Origin of the sequence: Yersinia alsatica, assembly GCF_902170305.1 — a bacterium.
Taxonomy (GTDB): Bacteria; Pseudomonadota; Gammaproteobacteria; order Enterobacterales; family Enterobacteriaceae; genus Yersinia; species Yersinia alsatica.
This window is the reverse complement of the sequence record NZ_CABHWW010000030.1, coordinates 14,396-33,305: the sequence shown is the minus strand read 5'-3', so window position 1 is coordinate 33,305 and position 18,910 is coordinate 14,396. Positions and strand designations below refer to the sequence as shown.

Here is an 18,910-nt window from a genome sequence, read left to right as displayed (position 1 = left end):
TCAGAAGTGAAACGCCGTAGCGCCGATGGTAGTGTGGGGTCTCCCCATGCGAGAGTAGGACACTGCCAGGCATCAAATCAAGCCGAGACCCCATGCCAAAAGCGTGGGGTTTTTGCTATGTGGGATTTGGGATACAAGAGAAAGCCTTCTGCTGCGCAGAGGGCTTTTTTTATGCCTGCACTTAAAACAAAATACAATATGAGTATTATGATCGGTTAGACTAGCGCTAGAGCTAGCTAGAATGAGTATCCAATGCAATGTCGAGTCAAGGTTCCCCGCTAAAACATCTCAATACTTTCGCGTTATCAGCCTACGCGAGCAACGTAATCAGTGCCAATTCTACGGAAGAATTGATTAACGCATGGCGTGAGTCAGTCTCTAAACAGCAACCTGTGCTTTTGCTTGGCGAAGGTAGCAATGTACTGTTCATTGAGAATTACGCAGGAACAGTATTACTAAATCGTATCAAGGGCATCACTTTTACTGAAGACGATACCGCCTGGCATCTGCATGTCGGTGCCGGGGAGAATTGGCATGAGCTGGTATGCTATTCGCTACAACACAATATGCCGGGGCTGGAAAACTTAGCTTTAATCCCTGGATGTGTCGGCTCTGCGCCAATTCAGAACATTGGTGCTTATGGTGTTGAACTGCAAAAGGTATGTGAGTACGTTGATTTGCTTGATATGGAGGCGGGCACAGTGCTGCGCCTCTCGGCTCAAGATTGTCAGTTTGGTTATCGCGATAGCATATTTAAGCATCGCTATGGGAATGGATTTGCCATCGTTGCAGTGGGGATCAGATTAATAAAATCTTGGACTCCAACATTGGGTTATGGCGATTTAACTCGTATGGACCCATTGACGGCCACTGCAGAAGATATCTTCAACTCAGTCTGTGCAATGCGCCGGAGTAAATTACCTGACCCGACAGTAACGGGTAATGCGGGCAGTTTCTTTAAGAACCCGGTCGTAGATGCAAGTGTGGCTGAAGATATAGTGAAGCGTTACCCCAATGCACCTCATTATTTGCAACCTGATGGCTCAGTAAAACTGGCCGCCGGTTGGCTAATTGATCAATGTGCGCTTAAGGGATACCAAATTGGCGGTGCCGCAGTACATCAACAGCAAGCCTTAGTACTGATTAACCTCGCAGGAGCGACAGGGCAGGATGTTGTGGGCCTTGCTAGCTATATTCGCCAGCAGGTCGCAAACAAATTCGCTATCTGGTTGGAACCAGAGGTCCGCTTTATTGCCAGTAATGGTGAAGTTAATGCTGTGGAGCGTTTGTCGTGAAAGATATTAAAGTCCCCTTGCGGTTAATCGGCATACTGGCTGATGGCGCATTTCACTCAGGTGAACAACTGGGTGAAATGTTGGGCATGAGCCGTGCAGCGATTAACAAGCATATGCAAACTATCAGAGAGTGGGGATTAGATGTCTTTACGGTTCCTGGTAAGGGCTATAGTTTGCCAGCGCCGATCCAACTACTTGATGAAAAAACGATATTACGTTATCTACCCACAGGGCAGGTCGCTGTGTTACCGGTCGTTGACTCTACGAATCAGTACCTCCTTGATCGCATTACAGAGCTGAAATCTGGTGATGCTTGTGTTGCTGAATATCAACAAGCAGGACGGGGTCGACGCGGACGTCAGTGGGTCTCTCCTTTTGGCGCGAATCTTTATTTATCAATGTTCTGGCGTCTCGAGCAAGGCCCTGCGGCTGCCATGGGACTGAGTTTGGTTGTGGGCATTGTCATGGCCGAAGTACTGCATAAGCTGGGTGCTGAGCAGGTTCGTGTTAAGTGGCCAAATGATCTGTATCTCAATGATAAAAAACTGGCCGGTATATTAGTTGAACTCACAGGGAAAACGGGTGATGCGGCTCAGTTAGTGATTGGCGCTGGTATCAACCTGACAATGCGTGAATCAACAACCAATGTTATCAGCCAGGATTGGATTAATTTGCAGGAAGCCGGTGTTATTATCGATCGCAATAAACTGACAGCTGAACTGTTATCGGAATTAAGATTAGCCGTGGTTAAGTTCGAGAATGAAGGGCTATCTGCCTTTATTTCTCGTTGGCGGGAAATGGATAATTATCTCGATCGCCCTGTGAAATTGATTATTGGAAACCAAGAAATATTTGGCATAGCTCGGGGTATAGACCAACAAGGGGCATTATTGTTAGAGCAAGACGGTAATGTAAAACCTTATATTGGTGGTGAGATATCCCTTCGAGGTATTTAATTTATAAGTTAAGCGGGCAGTTATTACTACCCGCTATTTATTATTTTCTCAATCGTACACTCTCAACGGCGTGGTTAGCACTCTTAGTCATTATCAGACTTGCTCGCTCACGAGTTGGCAATATATTTTGCTTTAAATTCAATCCATTAATCTCTTTCCATAACTGAGTTGCAATTTTGACTGCTTCTGTTTCAGGCAGTTTGGCATAGTTATGGAAGTAAGAATCTGGATTAGAGAATGCACCTTGTCGGAATTTAAGGAACCGATTGATATACCAGCTTTGCAGTAAATCTTCTGGTGCATCTACATATATAGAGAAGTCTACAAAGTCAGAGACAAATACATGGTGAGGATCATGGGGATAATCCATACCACTTTGTAATACATTCAACCCTTCCAGAATAAGGATATCAGGCTGCTTAATGACTTTATTTCCATCGGGCACAACGTCATAGATCAAATGTGAATAAACTGGCGCTGTAACCTGACTGGCACCTGATTTAACTTCCGAGACAAAATTCACCAAGCTATGCATGTCATAAGACTCAGGGAAGCCTTTTTTCTTCATCAACCCACGTTCATTTAATACTTTATTGGGATGAAGAAAACCATCTGTAGTAATCAGTTCTACGCTGCGGTGTTCTGGCCAACGGCTTAGTAATGCTTGCAGCAAACGTGCTGTGGTACTTTTACCTACAGCAACACTACCGGCAATACCGATAACATAAGGGATACGCTGGCCATCAGTCCCGAGGAATTGCTCCAGAACAGCCTGGCGGCGCAAATTAGAACTGATATAAAAATTAAGTAGACGTGAAAGTGGTAGATAAATCTGTGCCACTTCATCTAATGAAAGGTCTTCGTTAATCCCTTTGAGTTTAACGATTTCTTCTTCTGTTAGTGTCAATGGTACGGAGTCGCGCAGAGCTGCCCACTGAGTACGATCGAACTGTAGATAAGGCGTCGCTAAAGATTGATCTCTTTTTATCATAAGCCAAATTCTGCCTGTTAACGCAGGTTGGGAAAGGCGCTGGACGCCAACTCCAGATAAGAAACAAGCTGCATATTATAGGCAGCTTGCTTTTTGGCGTAGACATTTTTGTATTTAGTGAGTGATTTCTTTGATGTGTGTTGCTATTCCAATCAATTAAGAAGGGCGGTGGCGAGTGAGAAGCTTTTTACCGACTATATTTATCTTTATTAACTGGCAATGGCAGTATGCCTTTGATTCACAAAAAATAATCGTTTGAAATAAATCGCCGTTGGATGATAAGAACCATCCGGTGTACAGGCATAATCAGGAATTTCGCCCATACGGTGATAACCCTGTGCCCGATAGAAAGATTCTGCGGGAGAACCTGCTTGTGTATCGAGATACAATAAACCGCGGCGGAGCTGGATGGCGGTATCCTCCATGACGGCCACCAATTTATGCCCGATACCGCCACGGCGGCTACGGCTATGTACTAATAATTTTTGCACTTCGGCCCGATTTAGCCCATTAGGTTTTTGGCAAAGATCTAATTGGATGGTGCCAACAATTCCTATGTCATCGCGTGCTATCCATAACAATAATGTCCCTTTGGCGATGGCGGGACGAAGTCCGTGAAAATAACTCTCGGCGTCCTCTCGCGAAAGAGCCCGGGTGTCATAGCCTATTGAGGCTCCGTGAGATACGGCATCAATTAGCAAGTTTGCTAATTCGCTTCGGTAAATGGGTAATGTCGCCGCATTAAGTAAAACTATCTTCATGATAAAACTCCTCTCCAGCGATCGCCTCGCATATATCTCTATGCTTAAGCAATAAACAAGCCAAACGAGCAATAGCGTGATTATCTGAATTGAGGTAATTATTTTTTCGCATATATGCACTGTATTGGAGGGATCTCACCATCTTGGTGCATACAGCGAAATTAATTTTTATCTGACTGAGGATAAGATTGTTGGGTATTGCGACATTAGCCGATTTTTTAGGGATGATTTTTATCTGCGAATTTGGTTAAAATGGCAAATCTACTGGATGCTAATTAAGCTAACCGTGGTTAATAATACGCCGAGCATTTAAAAAATGACTGTTTTATGAGCGAAAGGGCAGGTTATGCAATTTTTTAGTTGCATCATAGGCTCACTCTACCTAGAATGCGCTGCACTTGATGCCGGCATAGCTCAGTTGGTAGAGCAACTGACTTGTAATCAGTAGGTCCCGAGTTCGACTCTTGGTGCCGGCACCATTCAAGTATAAAAATTAGGTGGGGTTCCCGAGCGGCCAAAGGGAGCAGACTGTAAATCTGCCGTCATCGACTTCGAAGGTTCGAATCCTTCCCCCACCACCATATTCAACCTTGAGCCTTCGGTGATTCGAAGTAAAGAATCCAGGCAGTGCTTAAGGGGAAGGTGAAAAACCTTCGACAAGGTTCGAGCCGAGCGTAGCGAGACAACGACGCAAAGCGGCGACCCGAAGGGTGAGGAGCGGAGTGACGAATAATCCTTCCCCCACCACCATATTTAACCTTGAGTCTCAGGGTGATTCAGAAGATCGAACCCCAATAAACACTCAAGGCGAGAGCAGCGCTCTCGATGAAGAGTGAAGTGGCCAAGCCCTTCCTTTCAAGTTTCTGCAGATTAAGTCAGGTAGCCGAGTTCTAAGATGCGGGCATCGTATAATGGCTATTACCTCAGCCTTCCAAGCTGATGATGTGGGTTCGATTCCCACTGCCCGCTCCAAGATGTGCTGATATAGCTCAGTTGGTAGAGCGCACCCTTGGTAAGGGTGAGGTCGGCAGTTCGAATCTGCCTATCAGCACCACTTCTCATTCTCTCGTCCCCTGATTTTCTTTCTGTGTTATGGATTCAGCAAGCATGCGCTTGGTTGATGTGGTGAAACCACCGATTCCGTGTCTTAGAGGGACAATCGATGTCTAAAGAAAAGTTTGAACGTACAAAACCGCACGTTAATGTGGGTACTATCGGCCACGTTGACCATGGTAAAACTACCCTAACTGCTGCAATTACCACCGTACTGGCTAAAACTTACGGCGGTAGTGCTCGTGCATTCGACCAGATCGACAACGCTCCGGAAGAGAAAGCGCGTGGTATCACCATCAACACTTCACATGTTGAGTATGACACCCCGTCACGTCACTATGCTCACGTCGACTGCCCAGGGCATGCTGACTACGTTAAAAACATGATCACCGGTGCTGCTCAGATGGACGGCGCGATCCTGGTTGTTGCTGCAACTGATGGCCCGATGCCACAGACTCGTGAGCACATCCTGTTGGGTCGTCAGGTGGGTGTTCCTTACATCCTGGTCTTCCTGAACAAATGTGACATGGTTGACGACGAAGAATTGCTGGAACTGGTAGAAATGGAAGTTCGCGAACTTCTGTCTCAATACGATTTCCCAGGCGATGACACTCCAGTTATCCGCGGCTCTGCGCTGAAAGCACTGGAAGGCGAACCTGAGTGGGAAGCTAAAATCATCGAATTGGCCGAGGCGCTGGATAGCTATATTCCACAGCCAGAGCGTGCGATTGATAAACCATTCTTGCTGCCAATCGAAGACGTATTCTCAATCTCTGGCCGTGGTACTGTGGTTACCGGTCGTGTAGAGCGCGGTATCGTTAAAGTCGGTGAGGAAGTCGAAATCGTGGGTATCATTGATACCATTAAGACGACCTGTACTGGCGTTGAAATGTTCCGCAAATTGCTGGACGAAGGCCGTGCGGGTGAGAACGTTGGCGTTCTGCTGCGTGGTACTAAGCGTGATGACGTACAACGTGGTCAGGTATTGGCAAAACCAGGTTCTATCAAGCCACACACCAAATTTGAATCAGAAGTTTATATTCTGAGCAAAGATGAAGGCGGTCGTCATACTCCGTTCTTCAAAGGTTACCGCCCTCAGTTCTACTTCCGTACAACTGACGTAACCGGTACTATCGAACTGCCAGACGGCGTTGAGATGGTGATGCCAGGTGATAACATTCAAATGATTGTTAACCTGATTGCTCCTATCGCAATGGATGATGGTCTGCGCTTCGCGATTCGTGAAGGTGGCCGTACTGTTGGTGCTGGCGTTGTTGCTAAAGTCATTGAATAAGATTTGACGCGACATGCGATAAAAGGGCATCATTTGATGCCCTTTTTCTACGTTGTCATACTAGAACCTATCTCATCAGTGGTTTTTTCAGCATAATTACTGGTGAGATGGGCTCTGGAAGTACGGCGAATAGTGCTGAGTGGTGCCGATTAGAGAGTCTCTAGAGCATCCTTCGGCTTGGTTTGCTTTGCGGTGCGAAGCAAAGTTGTTTGTTCTGAATCATAGTGACAGGTTGGTTTATGAGTGCGAATACCGAGGCTCCAGGGAGCGGACGCGGCCTGGAAACGGCTAAATGGCTAATCGTTGCTGTACTTTTAGTTACAGCAATTGTGGGTAATTATTATTACCGTGATTTCAGCCTGCCGCTGCGCGCGTTGGCAGTTGTAGTAATTATCGCTGTTGCCGGTGCTATTGCATTGATGACGGCAAAAGGCAAAGCCACTGTAGCGTTTGCTCGTGAAGCACGCACGGAAGTGCGTAAAGTGATTTGGCCTACCCGTCAGGAAACTCTGCACACAACGTTAATCGTTGCTGCGGTAACTGCTGTAATGTCACTGATTCTATGGGGGCTGGATGGTATTCTGGTCCGCCTGGTATCATTTATTACTGGCCTGAGGTTCTAAGATGTCTGAAGCACCAAAAAAGCGTTGGTACGTCGTTCAGGCGTTTTCCGGTTTTGAAGGCCGCGTAGCTCAATCGCTGCGTGAGCACATCAAGTTACATGACATGGAAGAGCTGTTTGGCGAAGTCATGGTTCCAACGGAAGAAGTCGTCGAAATTCGTGGCGGTCAACGTCGTAAAAGTGAACGCAAATTCTTCCCAGGCTATGTACTGGTCCAGATGGTGATGAACGATGCCAGCTGGCACTTAGTGCGTAGCGTACCTCGTGTAATGGGCTTTATCGGTGGTACATCCGATCGCCCTGCACCAATCAGTGATAAAGAAGTTGATGCGATTATGAATCGCCTTCAGCAAGTGGGTGATAAACCACGTCCTAAAACACTGTTTGAACCAGGTGAACTGGTACGTGTTAGCGATGGTCCGTTTGCCGACTTCAACGGTGTCGTCGAAGAAGTGGATTACGAAAAGAGCCGCTTGAAAGTGTCTGTTTCCATCTTTGGCCGTGCTACTCCGGTCGAACTGGATTTCAGTCAGGTAGAAAAAGGCTGATTCATTTTTCGACAATGGTTGAAATTTGAGTCTTGTCTTAGGCGCGAAATTACAATATAATTTCGCGCCTTTTGTTTTTAGATGTCTTGCTTTTGTCATCCGTGGCAATAACAAGCGAGACAAAACACGGGGAGCCTCAAACGAGGCGTTACTACCCAAATCGAGGAAATCGTAAATGGCTAAGAAAGTACAAGCCTATGTCAAGCTGCAAGTTGCAGCTGGTATGGCGAACCCAAGTCCACCAGTTGGTCCAGCTTTGGGCCAGCAGGGTGTTAACATCATGGAATTCTGTAAAGCGTTCAATGCTAAGACTGAAAGCATTGAAAAAGGCCTGCCGATCCCTGTTGTTATTACTGTTTATTCTGATCGCTCTTTCACTTTCGTTACTAAAACCCCGCCAGCAGCAGTTTTGCTGAAAAAAGCGGCAGGTATTAAGTCTGGTTCCGGCAAGCCGAACAAAGACAAAGTAGGGACCGTGACCAGTGCTCAGGTTCGTGAAATCGCAGAAACCAAAGCTGCGGATATGACTGGTGCTTCAATTGACGACATGATGCGTTCAATCGAAGGTACTGCTCGTTCCATGGGCCTGGTAGTGGAGGGTTAATAAATGGCTAAGCTGACCAAGCGCATGCGCGTGATCCGTGACAAAGTTGATGTTACTAAGCAGTACGATATCAACGAAGCTGTTGCCCTGCTGAAAGAGCTGGCTACTGCTAAATTCGTAGAAAGCGTGGACGTTGCCGTTAACCTCGGTATCGACGCACGTAAATCTGACCAAAACGTTCGTGGCGCAACTGTGTTGCCACATGGTACTGGCCGTTCAGTACGCGTTGCTGTTTTCGCTCAGGGTGCAAACGCTGAAGCTGCGAAAGAAGCAGGCGCTGAATTGGTAGGTATGGACGACCTGGCTGATATGATCAAGAAAGGCGAAATGAACTTCGACGTTGTTATTGCTTCCCCGGATGCAATGCGCGTTGTTGGTCAATTGGGCCAGATCTTGGGTCCACGTGGCCTGATGCCTAACCCTAAAGTGGGTACTGTTACTCCTAACGTTGCTGAAGCAGTTAAGAATGCTAAAGCAGGTCAGGTTCGTTATCGCAACGATAAAAACGGTATTATCCACACTACCATTGGTAAAGTTGACTTCGACTCAGATAAGTTGAGAGAAAACTTAGAATCTCTGGTTGTTGCGCTGAAGCGTGCTAAACCTGCTACAGCGAAAGGCGTTTATATCAAGAAAATCAGCCTGTCCACCACCATGGGCGCTGGCGTTGCGATTGATCAAAGCGGCCTGACTGCAGTAGTGAGCTAATCACTAATTGCTTTTATCGCTTTACGTGGGCGTAAGGTTTGTCTAGAATCTTACGCCCATGCTTCTGCTGATGGCTTGTTTATCGATAACAAATGTCCAGTTGGCAGAAAAACAGAATTTTCGGTTGGAGCTTGGCCTTATCCAAGCCTCCGTCCAAGACCGCAGGTGTGTTTAGAGTATTTATGCTGTAAAAACACTTAATTTCCTGCGTAGACGGTGACAGAACCTAAAGCATTTTTTTTGATAAAGAATTGTCTTTGCTGGATTCTGCTCACCGTGTTTCAACGCCCACTCATTACAATTTAGTAATGTTTTGGGTGACGTGAGTTCCGGGGAATTATTCCCCGGTTAATCCAGGAGCAAGAACTAATGGCACTAAATCTTCAAGGCAAACAAGCGATTGTTGCTGAAGTTAAAGAAGTAGCCAAAGGTGCGCTGTCTGCGGTTGTTGCGGATTCTCGTGGCGTTACCGTTGATAAAATGACTGAACTGCGTAAAGCAGGTCGTGAAGCTGGCGTTCACATGCAAGTTGTTCGTAACACCTTGCTGCGTCGCATTGTTGAAGGCACTCCATTCGAATGCCTGAAAGACACGTTTGTTGGTCCAACCTTGATTGCATTCTCTTCAGAACACCCGGGCGCAGCTGCTCGTCTGTTCAAAGCATTTGCTAAAGATAATGCGAAATTTGAGGTTAAAGCAGCAGCCTTTGAAGGCGAGTTAATCCCTGCGGCTCAGATCGACCGCCTGGCAACTCTGCCAACCTACGAAGAAGCAATTGCAAAACTGATGGGAACCATGAAAGAAGCCGCTGCTGGCAAATTGGTTCGTACTCTGGCTGCACTGCGCGATCAGAAAGAAGCGGCTTAATCGCCTTTCTTATCCATCGTTGCTTTTTAACGTATAAACTATTTCTGTATTTTAGGAACACTTGTTATGTCAACTATCACTAAAGAACAAATTCTTGACGGTATTGCGGCTCTGTCTGTAATGGAAATCGTTGAACTGATTTCTGCTATGGAAGAGAAATTCGGCGTTTCAGCTGCTGCTATTGCTGCAGGTCCTGCTGCTGCTGCTGAAGCTGTAGAAGAACAAACTGAATTCAACGTTGTTCTGGCTTCATTCGGCGACAACAAAGTTGCAGTAATCAAAGCTGTTCGCGGCGCAACTGGCCTGGGCTTGAAAGAAGCTAAAGACCTGGTTGAATCCGCACCTGCAGTTCTGAAAGAAGGCGTGAACAAAGACGAAGCTGAGTCTCTGAAAAAATCTCTGGAAGAAGCTGGTGCTTCTGTTGAGATCAAGTAAGTTAAGCTTTGAGTTCGCAGCCTGACTTATAGGCTGATGGCTGGTGACTTTTTAGTCATCAGCCTTTTTGCGCTGTAGGGCGTTAGTCGCATTTCACACTGTTTAGCGGCTAGCTAACCCCCAATATTCCTTTCTATTGACGACTTAATATACTGCGTTCTCAGCTACGACCCACTCGGGTAGCTCGGTAGTCAAAGTAACGCGATGAAATGGTTTAAGAGTGATAGAAGAGAGTATTCCGAGAAGTGTTTCGACTTCTCAGTCTAAATAATAGTGTTGCATGAACTGTCCTAGTTTAGGGCGGACAGAGTGGGTCACTGATCAGCGAGCTGAGGAACCCTATGGTTTACTCCTATACCGAGAAAAAACGTATTCGTAAGGATTTTGGTAAACGTCCACAAGTTCTGGACATACCTTATCTCCTTTCTATCCAACTTGACTCGTTCCAGAAGTTTATCGAGCAAGATCCCGAAGGGCAGTACGGCCTAGAAGCAGCATTCCGTTCTGTTTTTCCAATTCAGAGCTACAGCGGCAATTCGGAGCTGCAATACGTTAGCTACCGTCTTGGTGAGCCAGTATTTGACGTCAAAGAGTGCCAGATCCGTGGTGTGACTTATTCCGCACCGCTGCGCGTTAAACTGCGTCTGGTAATCTATGAGCGCGAAGCTCCGGAAGGTACGGTCAAAGACATCAAAGAACAAGAAGTCTACATGGGTGAAATTCCACTCATGACCGAAAACGGTACCTTTGTCATTAACGGTACTGAGAGGGTTATCGTATCTCAGCTGCACCGTAGTCCTGGCGTATTCTTTGACAGTGATAAGGGTAAAACCCATTCATCGGGTAAAGTGCTGTATAACGCACGTATCATCCCTTACCGCGGTTCATGGTTAGATTTCGAGTTTGACCCGAAAGACAACCTGTTTGTCCGTATTGACCGTCGTCGTAAGTTGCCGGCAACCATCATTCTGCGTGCATTGAATTTCACCACTGCACAGATCCTCGATCTGTTCTTTGAGAAAGTGGTCTTTGAGATTCGTGACAACAAGCTGCAGATGGAATTGGTTCCAGAGCGTCTGCGCGGTGAAACGGCATCCTTTGATATTGAAGCGAATGGCAAAGTTTACGTCGAGAAAGCGCGTCGTATTACTGCACGTCATATTCGCCAGCTTGAAAAAGACGGTATTGATCGCATCGAAGTTCCAGTTGAGTACATTGCTGGCAAAGTCGTTGCAAAAGACTATATCGACGAGAACACCGGTGAGCTTATCTGTGCAGCCAACATGGAGCTGTCACTGGATCTGTTGGCTAAGCTGAGCCAAGCGGGTCACAAGCAAATCGTAACACTGTTCACCAACGACCTGGATCACGGTGCTTATATCTCCGAGACCCTGCGTGTTGACCCAACCAGCGATCGTCTGAGCGCTTTGGTTGAGATCTACCGCATGATGCGTCCTGGTGAGCCACCAACACGTGAAGCAGCTGAAAATCTGTTTGAGAACCTGTTCTTCTCTGAAGACCGCTACGATTTGTCTGCGGTTGGCCGGATGAAGTTCAACCGTTCACTGCTGCGTGACGAGATCGAAGGTTCCGGTATCCTGAGCAAAGAAGACATCACTGAAGTGATGAAGAAGCTCATCGATATCCGTAACGGTAAAGGCGAAGTGGATGATATCGACCACTTAGGCAACCGTCGTATTCGTTCTGTTGGTGAAATGGCTGAAAACCAGTTCCGTGTTGGTCTGGTTCGTGTTGAGCGTGCAGTTAAAGAGCGTTTGTCTCTGGGCGACCTCGACACACTGATGCCTCAGGACATGATCAACGCCAAGCCTATCTCGGCTGCGGTGAAAGAGTTCTTTGGTTCTAGCCAGTTGTCACAATTTATGGACCAGAACAACCCGTTGTCTGAGATTACGCATAAACGTCGTATCTCTGCATTGGGCCCGGGCGGTTTGACCCGTGAACGTGCTGGCTTTGAAGTTCGAGACGTACACCCGACTCACTACGGTCGCGTATGTCCAATCGAAACGCCAGAAGGTCCAAACATCGGTCTGATCAACTCCTTGTCCGTGTACGCACAGACCAATGAGTATGGTTTCCTGGAAACACCTTATCGTCGCGTTCGTGATGGTGTGGTGACCGATGAAATTAACTATTTGTCTGCTATTGAAGAAGGCAACTTCGTTATCGCTCAGGCGAACTCCAACTTGGACGAAGATGGCCGCTTCATCGAAGACTTAGTCACTTGTCGTAGCAAAGGCGAATCAAGCCTGTTCAGCCGCGACCAAGTTGACTACATGGACGTTTCTACTCAACAGGTGGTGTCCGTTGGTGCTTCTCTGATTCCATTCTTGGAACACGATGACGCCAACCGCGCCTTGATGGGTGCGAACATGCAACGTCAGGCGGTTCCTACTCTGCGTGCTGATAAGCCGCTGGTTGGTACCGGTATGGAACGTGCAGTAGCGGTTGACTCAGGGGTAACCTCTGTAGCCAAACGTGGCGGTACCGTTCAGTACGTAGATGCATCCCGTATCGTTATTAAAGTTAACGAAGACGAAATGTATCCGGGCGAAGCAGGCATTGATATTTATAACCTGACCAAATACACCCGTTCTAACCAGAACACCTGTATCAACCAGATGCCGTGTGTGAATCTGGGTGAGCCAATCGAGCGCGGCGACGTGCTGGCAGATGGCCCATCTACAGACCTGGGCGAGCTGGCATTGGGTCAGAACATGCGCGTAGCGTTCATGCCTTGGAACGGTTACAACTTCGAAGACTCCATCTTGGTCTCCGAGCGCGTGGTTCAAGAAGATCGCTTCACGACCATCCATATTCAGGAATTGGCATGTGTGTCCCGTGACACCAAGTTAGGGCCTGAAGAGATCACTGCTGATATCCCGAACGTGGGTGAAGCTGCGCTCTCCAAGCTGGATGAATCCGGTATCGTCTATATCGGTGCTGAAGTGACTGGCGGTGACATCCTGGTTGGTAAGGTAACACCTAAAGGTGAAACTCAACTGACGCCAGAAGAGAAGCTGTTACGTGCGATCTTTGGTGAGAAAGCGTCTGATGTTAAAGACTCTTCTCTGCGTGTACCAAACGGTGTTTCCGGTACGGTTATTGACGTGCAGGTCTTTACTCGCGACGGCGTAGAAAAAGACAAGCGTGCGTTGGAAATCGAAGAAATGCAGCTGAAGCAGGCTAAGAAAGACCTGACTGAAGAGTTGCAGATTCTGGAAGCTGGCCTGTTTGCACGTATCCACGCAGTACTGGTTTCTGGTGGCATCGAAGCTGACAAGCTGAGCAAATTACCACGTGATCGCTGGCTGGAACTTGGCCTGACCGACGAAGACAAGCAAAACCAGCTGGAACAGTTGGCAGAGCAGTACGACGAAATGAAATCCGAATTCGAGAAGAAGATGGATGCCAAGCGTCGTAAGATCACCCAAGGTGATGATTTGGCACCAGGCGTGCTGAAGATCGTCAAGGTGTATCTGGCGGTTAAACGTCAGATTCAACCGGGTGACAAGATGGCCGGTCGTCACGGTAACAAAGGTGTTATCTCTAAGATTAACCCGATCGAAGATATGCCTTACGATGAAAACGGTACGCCGGTAGACATCGTTCTGAACCCGCTGGGCGTACCGTCGCGTATGAACATCGGTCAGATTCTGGAAACCCACTTGGGGATGGCAGCGAAAGGTATTGGCGAGAAAATCAACGCCATGCTGAAGAAGCAGGAAGAAGTTGCCAAACTGCGTGAGTTCATCCAGAAAGCCTACGATCTGGGCGATAACGTTTGTCAGAAAGTTGATCTGAGCACTTTCACCGATGACGAAGTACTGCGTCTGGCAGAGAACCTGAAAAAAGGTATGCCAATCGCAACACCAGTCTTCGATGGTGCGACAGAGAAAGAAATCAAGGAACTGTTACAGCTGGGTGGCCTGCCAACTTCTGGTCAGATTACTCTGTTTGACGGCCGTACCGGCGAGCAATTCGAACGTCAGGTTACTGTCGGCTACATGTACATGCTGAAACTGAACCACTTGGTTGATGACAAGATGCATGCGCGTTCTACCGGTTCTTACAGCCTGGTTACTCAGCAGCCGCTGGGTGGTAAGGCTCAGTTCGGTGGTCAGCGCTTCGGTGAGATGGAAGTGTGGGCGTTGGAAGCTTATGGCGCCGCGTACACCTTGCAGGAAATGCTTACCGTCAAGTCTGACGATGTAAACGGCCGTACCAAGATGTACAAAAACATCGTGGATGGCGATCACCGTATGGAACCGGGCATGCCGGAGTCCTTCAACGTATTGTTGAAAGAAATCCGCTCGCTGGGCATCAATATCGAGCTGGAAGAAGAGTAATTCTTCTCCAGACGGCAGGCTCTCATAGCCGGGAGTCTGCTGGTGGTTCGCACTGGTCACAGGGGCGCTCAAACTTAGGTTTGGGCGCCTATCAGGTCTAACTCCGACAGGAGCCAATCCGTGAAAGACTTATTAAAGTTTCTGAAAGCGCAAACTAAGACCGAAGAGTTTGATGCGATCAAAATTGCTCTGGCCTCGCCAGACATGATCCGTTCATGGTCGTTCGGTGAAGTTAAAAAGCCGGAAACCATTAACTACCGTACGTTCAAACCAGAACGTGACGGCCTTTTCTGCGCCCGTATCTTTGGCCCAGTAAAAGATTACGAATGCCTGTGCGGTAAGTACAAGCGTTTGAAACACCGCGGTGTTATTTGTGAGAAATGCGGCGTTGAAGTGACTCAAACCAAAGTACGCCGTGAGCGTATGGGTCACATCGAACTGGCTTCTCCAACTGCGCACATCTGGTTCCTGAAGTCGTTGCCATCTCGCATCGGTTTACTGCTGGATATGCCATTACGTGACATCGAACGTGTACTGTACTTCGAATCCTATGTGGTTGTTGAAGGCGGTATGACCAACTTGGAACGTCGTCAGATCCTGACTGAAGAGCAGTATCTGGACGCGTTGGAAGAGTTTGGTGATGAGTTCGACGCGAAAATGGGCGCCGAAGCTATTCAGGCCCTGTTGAAAAACATGGATCTGGAAGCAGAATGCGAGATCCTGCGCGAAGAATTGAACGAAACAAATTCTGAAACCAAGCGCAAGAAGCTGACCAAGCGTATCAAGCTGCTGGAAGCGTTCGTACAGTCTGGCAACAAGCCAGAGTGGATGATCCTGACCGTGCTGCCTGTGCTGCCGCCAGATCTGCGTCCATTGGTACCGTTGGATGGCGGTCGCTTTGCGACTTCTGATCTGAACGATTTGTATCGTCGCGTGATCAACCGTAACAACCGTCTGAAACGCCTGCTGGACTTGGCTGCTCCGGACATCATCGTACGTAACGAAAAGCGTATGCTGCAAGAAGCAGTAGATGCATTGCTGGATAACGGCCGTCGCGGTCGTGCAATTACCGGCTCTAACAAGCGTCCGTTGAAGTCACTGGCTGACATGATCAAAGGTAAGCAAGGTCGTTTCCGTCAGAACTTGCTGGGTAAACGTGTTGACTACTCAGGTCGTTCGGTTATTACCGTTGGTCCATACCTGCGTCTGCATCAGTGCGGTCTGCCTAAGAAAATGGCTCTTGAGCTGTTCAAACCGTTCATCTACGGCAAGTTAGAATTGCGTGGTCTTGCTACCACCATTAAAGCTGCCAAGAAGATGGTTGAGCGTGAAGAAGCAGTTGTTTGGGATATTCTGGATGAAGTTATCCGCGAACACCCAGTACTGCTGAACCGTGCACCAACCCTTCACCGTTTGGGTATCCAGGCGTTTGAACCGGTTCTGATCGAAGGTAAAGCAATCCAGTTGCACCCACTGGTTTGTGCGGCATATAACGCCGACTTCGATGGTGACCAAATGGCTGTTCACGTACCGCTGACACTGGAAGCTCAGTTAGAAGCGCGTGCGTTGATGATGTCTACCAACAACATCCTGTCACCAGCGAACGGCGAGCCAATCATCGTTCCTTCTCAGGACGTTGTATTGGGTCTGTATTACATGACCCGTGACTGTGTTAACGCTAAAGGCGAAGGCATGGTACTGACTGGCCCGAAAGAAGCTGAGCGTATCTATCGCGCTGGCTTGGCATCTCTGCATGCCCGAGTCAAAGTCCGTATTACTGAAGAAATTCGTAATACCGAAGGCGAAAGCACTTCGCGTACCAGCATCATCGATACGACTGTAGGCCGTGCTATTTTGTGGATGATTGTCCCGAAAGGCCTGCCTTACTCTATCGTTAACCAGCCGCTGGGCAAAAAAGCTATCTCTAAGATGCTGAACACTTGTTACCGCATCCTGGGCTTGAAACCAACGGTTATCTTTGCTGACCAGATCATGTACACCGGTTTTGCTTACGCAGCACGCTCAGGCGCCTCTGTAGGTATCGATGACATGGTTATCCCAGAAGCGAAAGCAGGGATCATCGAAGAAGCTGAAACTGAAGTTGCCGAGATCCAGGAACAGTTCCAATCCGGTCTGGTAACTGCAGGTGAACGTTATAACAAAGTGATCGATATCTGGGCCGCGGCTAACGAACGTGTTGCCAAGGCGATGATGGATAACTTGTCTGTTGAAGATGTTGTCAACCGTGACGGCGTTGTTGAACAGCAGGTTTCCTTCAACAGCATCTTTATGATGGCCGACTCCGGTGCGCGTGGTTCTGCTGCACAGATTCGTCAGCTGGCAGGGATGCGTGGCCTGATGGCTAAGCCAGATGGTTCGATCATTGAAACGCCAATTACTGCGAACTTCCGTGAAGGTTTGAACGTACTTCAGTACTTCATCTCAACCCATGGTGCTCGTAAAGGTTTGGCGGATACCGCATTGAAAACTGCGAACTCCGGTTACCTGACCCGTCGTTTAGTTGACGTGGCACAGGATCTGGTGGTGACTGAGGACGATTGTGGTACCCATAACGGTATCGTGATGACCCCGGTTATCGAAGGTGGTGATGTTAAAGAGCCACTGCGTGATCGCGTACTGGGTCGTGTGACCGCAGAAGAAGTTATCAAGCCGGGTACGGCTGATATTCTGGTTCCGCGTAACACCCTGCTGGACGAAAAATGGTGTGATCTGTTAGAAGAAAACTCCGTCGACAGCGTTAAAGTTCGCTCCGTAGTAAGCTGTGAAACTGACTTCGGTGTGTGTGCTAACTGCTATGGTCGCGACCTGGCACGTGGCCACATCATCAACAAAGGTGAAGCAGTTGGTGTTATTGCAGCACAGTCCATCGGTGAGCCGGGTACCCAGCTTACGATGCGTACGTTCCACATCGGTGGTGCGGCATCTCGTGCGGCAGCAGAATCTAGCATCCAGGTTAAGAACAAAGGTAGCTTGAAACTGAGCAACGCCAAGTTCGTTACCAATGCAGCTGGCAAGCTGGTGATTACTTCTCGTAACACCGAGCTGAAGCTGATCGACGAATTCGGTCGTACTAAAGAAAGCTACAAAGTGCCTTACGGTGCTGTAATGGGCAAAGGCGATGGTGCAGAAGTTCAGGGCGGCGAAACCGTTGCTAACTGGGATCCGCACATCATGCCAGTTGTGACCGAAGTGAGCGGTTTCATTCGCTTCGCGGACATGGTTGACGGCCAGACCATTACCCGCCAGACCGACGAACTGACTGGTTTGTCTTCTCTGGTAGTACTGGACAGCGCAGAACGTACCGGTAGCGGTAAAGACCTGCGTCCGGCACTGAAAATCGTTGATGCCAAAGGCGACGATGTATTGATCCCGGGTACAGATATGCCTGCTCAATACTTCCTGCCAGGTAAAACGATTGTTCAGCTGGAAGACGGTATTCAGATCGGTGCGGGTGATACCCTGGCGCGTATTCCTCAGGAATCAAGCGGTACCAAGGATATTACCGGTGGTCTGCCACGTGTTGCTGACTTGTTCGAAGCACGTCGTCCGAAAGAGCCTGCAATCCTGGCTGAAATCAGCGGGATCATCTCGTTCGGTAAAGAGACCAAAGGCAAGCGTCGTCTGGTGATCTCACCGTTGGATGGTAGCGATGCATACGAAGAGATGATTCCGAAATGGCGTCAGCTCAACGTGTTCGAAGGTGAAATTGTAGAACGCGGTGACGTGGTTTCCGACGGCCCAGAATCTCCACACGACATTCTGCGTCTGCGTGGCGTTCACGCGGTTACCCGTTACATCACCAACGAAGTGCAGGAAGTTTACCGTCTGCAAGGCGTTAAGATTAACGATAAACACATCGAAGTTATCGTTCGTCAGATGCTGCGTAAAGGCACCATCGTTGATGCAGGTAGCACCGACTTCCTGGAAGGCGAACAGGCAGAAATGTCCCGCGTTAAAATCGCTAACCGTAAGCTGGCAGCTGAAGGCAAAATCGAGGCTACGTTCACACGTGACCTGCTGGGTATCACCAAGGCATCCTTGGCGACCGAGTCCTTCATCTCTGCGGCTTCGTTCCAGGAAACCACGCGCGTTCTTACTGAAGCGGCTGTTGCCGGTAAACGTGATGAACTGCGTGGCCTGAAAGAAAACGTAATCGTGGGCCGTCTGATCCCAGCCGGTACCGGTTATGCTTATCATCAGGATCGTATGCGTCGTAAAGCTCTGGGTGAAGTTCCAGTGGTTCCGCAAGTTAGCGCGGATGAAGCGACTGCTAACCTGGCTGAATTGCTCAACGCCGGTTTTGGTAACAGCAAAGACTAATCTCTTTGTTGGTCACCAACGTAAAAACCGCTCCTTTCGGGGCGGTTTTTTTTGCTTATTTTTCA

At 48.3% G+C, this 18,910-nt stretch carries 14 protein-coding genes, 4 tRNA genes and 1 other RNA gene; 17 read left to right on the top strand and 2 right to left on the bottom strand.

Translation table 11 applies throughout. The features are described 5' to 3' along the window. From FTA96_RS23415 to birA, 3 genes are all read left to right on the top strand, one after another. On the top strand, window positions 1-219 hold a 219-nt coding region (locus FTA96_RS23415), incomplete at its 5' end, for a hypothetical protein (protein WP_222424305.1). A gap of 38 nt (window positions 220-257) precedes the next feature. Next, a complete protein-coding gene (murB, locus tag FTA96_RS19090) occupies window positions 258-1,295 on the top strand; it encodes a UDP-N-acetylmuramate dehydrogenase (protein WP_050124091.1) in 1,038 nt (345 codons plus the stop codon). Next, window positions 1,292-2,251, top strand: coding sequence for a bifunctional biotin--[acetyl-CoA-carboxylase] ligase/biotin operon repressor BirA (gene birA, locus FTA96_RS19085; RefSeq protein ID WP_134957337.1), 960 nt, complete (start codon window positions 1,292-1,294; stop codon window positions 2,249-2,251). Before murB ends, birA begins: the two co-directional genes overlap by 4 nt. Window positions 2,252-2,291: 40 nt before the next feature. Here birA and coaA read toward each other — a convergent pair whose 3' ends face one another. After that, complete coding sequence (gene coaA, locus FTA96_RS19080) at window positions 2,292-3,242, bottom strand: type I pantothenate kinase (protein ID WP_004712399.1); 951 nt, start codon at window positions 3,240-3,242, stop codon at window positions 2,292-2,294. 209 nt (window positions 3,243-3,451) lie between these two features. Next, window positions 3,452-4,003 carry a GNAT family N-acetyltransferase gene (locus FTA96_RS19075; RefSeq protein WP_145529818.1) on the bottom strand — a complete coding sequence of 184 codons (552 nt, stop codon included), beginning with the start codon at window positions 4,001-4,003 and terminating at the stop codon, window positions 3,452-3,454. Between the two features lie 403 nt (window positions 4,004-4,406). Between FTA96_RS19075 and FTA96_RS19070 the strand changes: the two genes are divergently transcribed. From FTA96_RS19070 to rpoC, 14 genes are all read left to right on the top strand, one after another. Next, window positions 4,407-4,482 (top strand) — tRNA-Thr (locus FTA96_RS19070). A gap of 17 nt (window positions 4,483-4,499) precedes the next feature. Then, window positions 4,500-4,584 (top strand) — tRNA-Tyr (locus FTA96_RS19065). 41 nt (window positions 4,585-4,625) lie between these two features. After that, window positions 4,626-4,753, top strand: a non-coding RNA gene (locus FTA96_RS19060) — RtT sRNA. A gap of 147 nt (window positions 4,754-4,900) precedes the next feature. Then, window positions 4,901-4,975: transfer RNA gene (locus tag FTA96_RS19055), tRNA-Gly, on the top strand. Window positions 4,976-4,981: 6 nt separating this feature from the next. Beyond that, window positions 4,982-5,057 (top strand) — tRNA-Thr (locus FTA96_RS19050). Window positions 5,058-5,165: 108 nt separating this feature from the next. Continuing rightward, entirely contained in the window at window positions 5,166-6,350 is a 1,185-nt protein-coding gene (tuf, locus tag FTA96_RS19045) for an elongation factor Tu (protein ID WP_050111023.1), read from the top strand. 239 nt (window positions 6,351-6,589) lie between these two features. Continuing rightward, a complete protein-coding gene (gene secE, locus FTA96_RS19035; protein WP_050111022.1) occupies window positions 6,590-6,973 on the top strand; it encodes a preprotein translocase subunit SecE in 384 nt (127 codons plus the stop codon). Between the two features lies 1 nt (window position 6,974). Beyond that, complete coding sequence (gene nusG / locus FTA96_RS19030; protein ID WP_002210671.1) at window positions 6,975-7,520, top strand: transcription termination/antitermination protein NusG; 546 nt, start codon at window positions 6,975-6,977, stop codon at window positions 7,518-7,520. A 175-nt stretch (window positions 7,521-7,695) separates the two neighbouring features. Beyond that, window positions 7,696-8,124: a 50S ribosomal protein L11 gene (gene rplK, locus FTA96_RS19025; RefSeq protein WP_004393384.1), complete on the top strand. Its 429-nt coding sequence runs from the start codon at window positions 7,696-7,698 to the stop codon at window positions 8,122-8,124. 3 nt (window positions 8,125-8,127) lie between these two features. Further along, a complete protein-coding gene (rplA, locus tag FTA96_RS19020) occupies window positions 8,128-8,832 on the top strand; it encodes a 50S ribosomal protein L1 (RefSeq protein WP_004716476.1) in 705 nt (234 codons plus the stop codon). Window positions 8,833-9,201: 369 nt separating this feature from the next. Beyond that, complete coding sequence (gene rplJ / locus FTA96_RS19015) at window positions 9,202-9,699, top strand: 50S ribosomal protein L10 (RefSeq protein WP_004712405.1); 498 nt, start codon at window positions 9,202-9,204, stop codon at window positions 9,697-9,699. A gap of 66 nt (window positions 9,700-9,765) precedes the next feature. Continuing rightward, the gene (gene rplL / locus FTA96_RS19010; RefSeq protein ID WP_050111021.1) at window positions 9,766-10,134 is read left to right on the top strand and encodes a 50S ribosomal protein L7/L12; all 369 of its coding nucleotides are present in this window, start codon (window positions 9,766-9,768) and stop codon (window positions 10,132-10,134) included. Between the two features lie 341 nt (window positions 10,135-10,475). Continuing rightward, entirely contained in the window at window positions 10,476-14,504 is a 4,029-nt protein-coding gene (gene rpoB / locus FTA96_RS19005) for a DNA-directed RNA polymerase subunit beta (protein WP_050111020.1), read from the top strand. A gap of 120 nt (window positions 14,505-14,624) precedes the next feature. Next, window positions 14,625-18,845, top strand: a complete 4,221-nt coding sequence (gene rpoC / locus FTA96_RS19000) for a DNA-directed RNA polymerase subunit beta' (protein ID WP_050111019.1) — start codon at window positions 14,625-14,627, stop codon at window positions 18,843-18,845. Window positions 18,846-18,910 lie beyond the last annotated feature (65 nt).

Coding starts and splice junctions, on each gene's coding strand:
- murB (WP_050124091.1), top strand. CDS start 258: ATGTCGAGTCAAGGTTCCCCGCTAAAACATCTCAATACTTTCGCGTTA.
- coaA (WP_004712399.1), bottom strand. CDS start 3,242: ATGATAAAAAGAGATCAATCTTTAGCGACGCCTTATCTACAGTTCGAT.
- FTA96_RS19075 (WP_145529818.1), bottom strand. CDS start 4,003: ATGAAGATAGTTTTACTTAATGCGGCGACATTACCCATTTACCGAAGC.
- tuf (WP_050111023.1), top strand. CDS start 5,166: ATGTCTAAAGAAAAGTTTGAACGTACAAAACCGCACGTTAATGTGGGT.
- secE (WP_050111022.1), top strand. CDS start 6,590: ATGAGTGCGAATACCGAGGCTCCAGGGAGCGGACGCGGCCTGGAAACG.
- nusG (WP_002210671.1), top strand. CDS start 6,975: ATGTCTGAAGCACCAAAAAAGCGTTGGTACGTCGTTCAGGCGTTTTCC.
- rplK (WP_004393384.1), top strand. CDS start 7,696: ATGGCTAAGAAAGTACAAGCCTATGTCAAGCTGCAAGTTGCAGCTGGT.
- rplA (WP_004716476.1), top strand. CDS start 8,128: ATGGCTAAGCTGACCAAGCGCATGCGCGTGATCCGTGACAAAGTTGAT.
- rplJ (WP_004712405.1), top strand. CDS start 9,202: ATGGCACTAAATCTTCAAGGCAAACAAGCGATTGTTGCTGAAGTTAAA.
- rplL (WP_050111021.1), top strand. CDS start 9,766: ATGTCAACTATCACTAAAGAACAAATTCTTGACGGTATTGCGGCTCTG.
- rpoB (WP_050111020.1), top strand. CDS start 10,476: ATGGTTTACTCCTATACCGAGAAAAAACGTATTCGTAAGGATTTTGGT.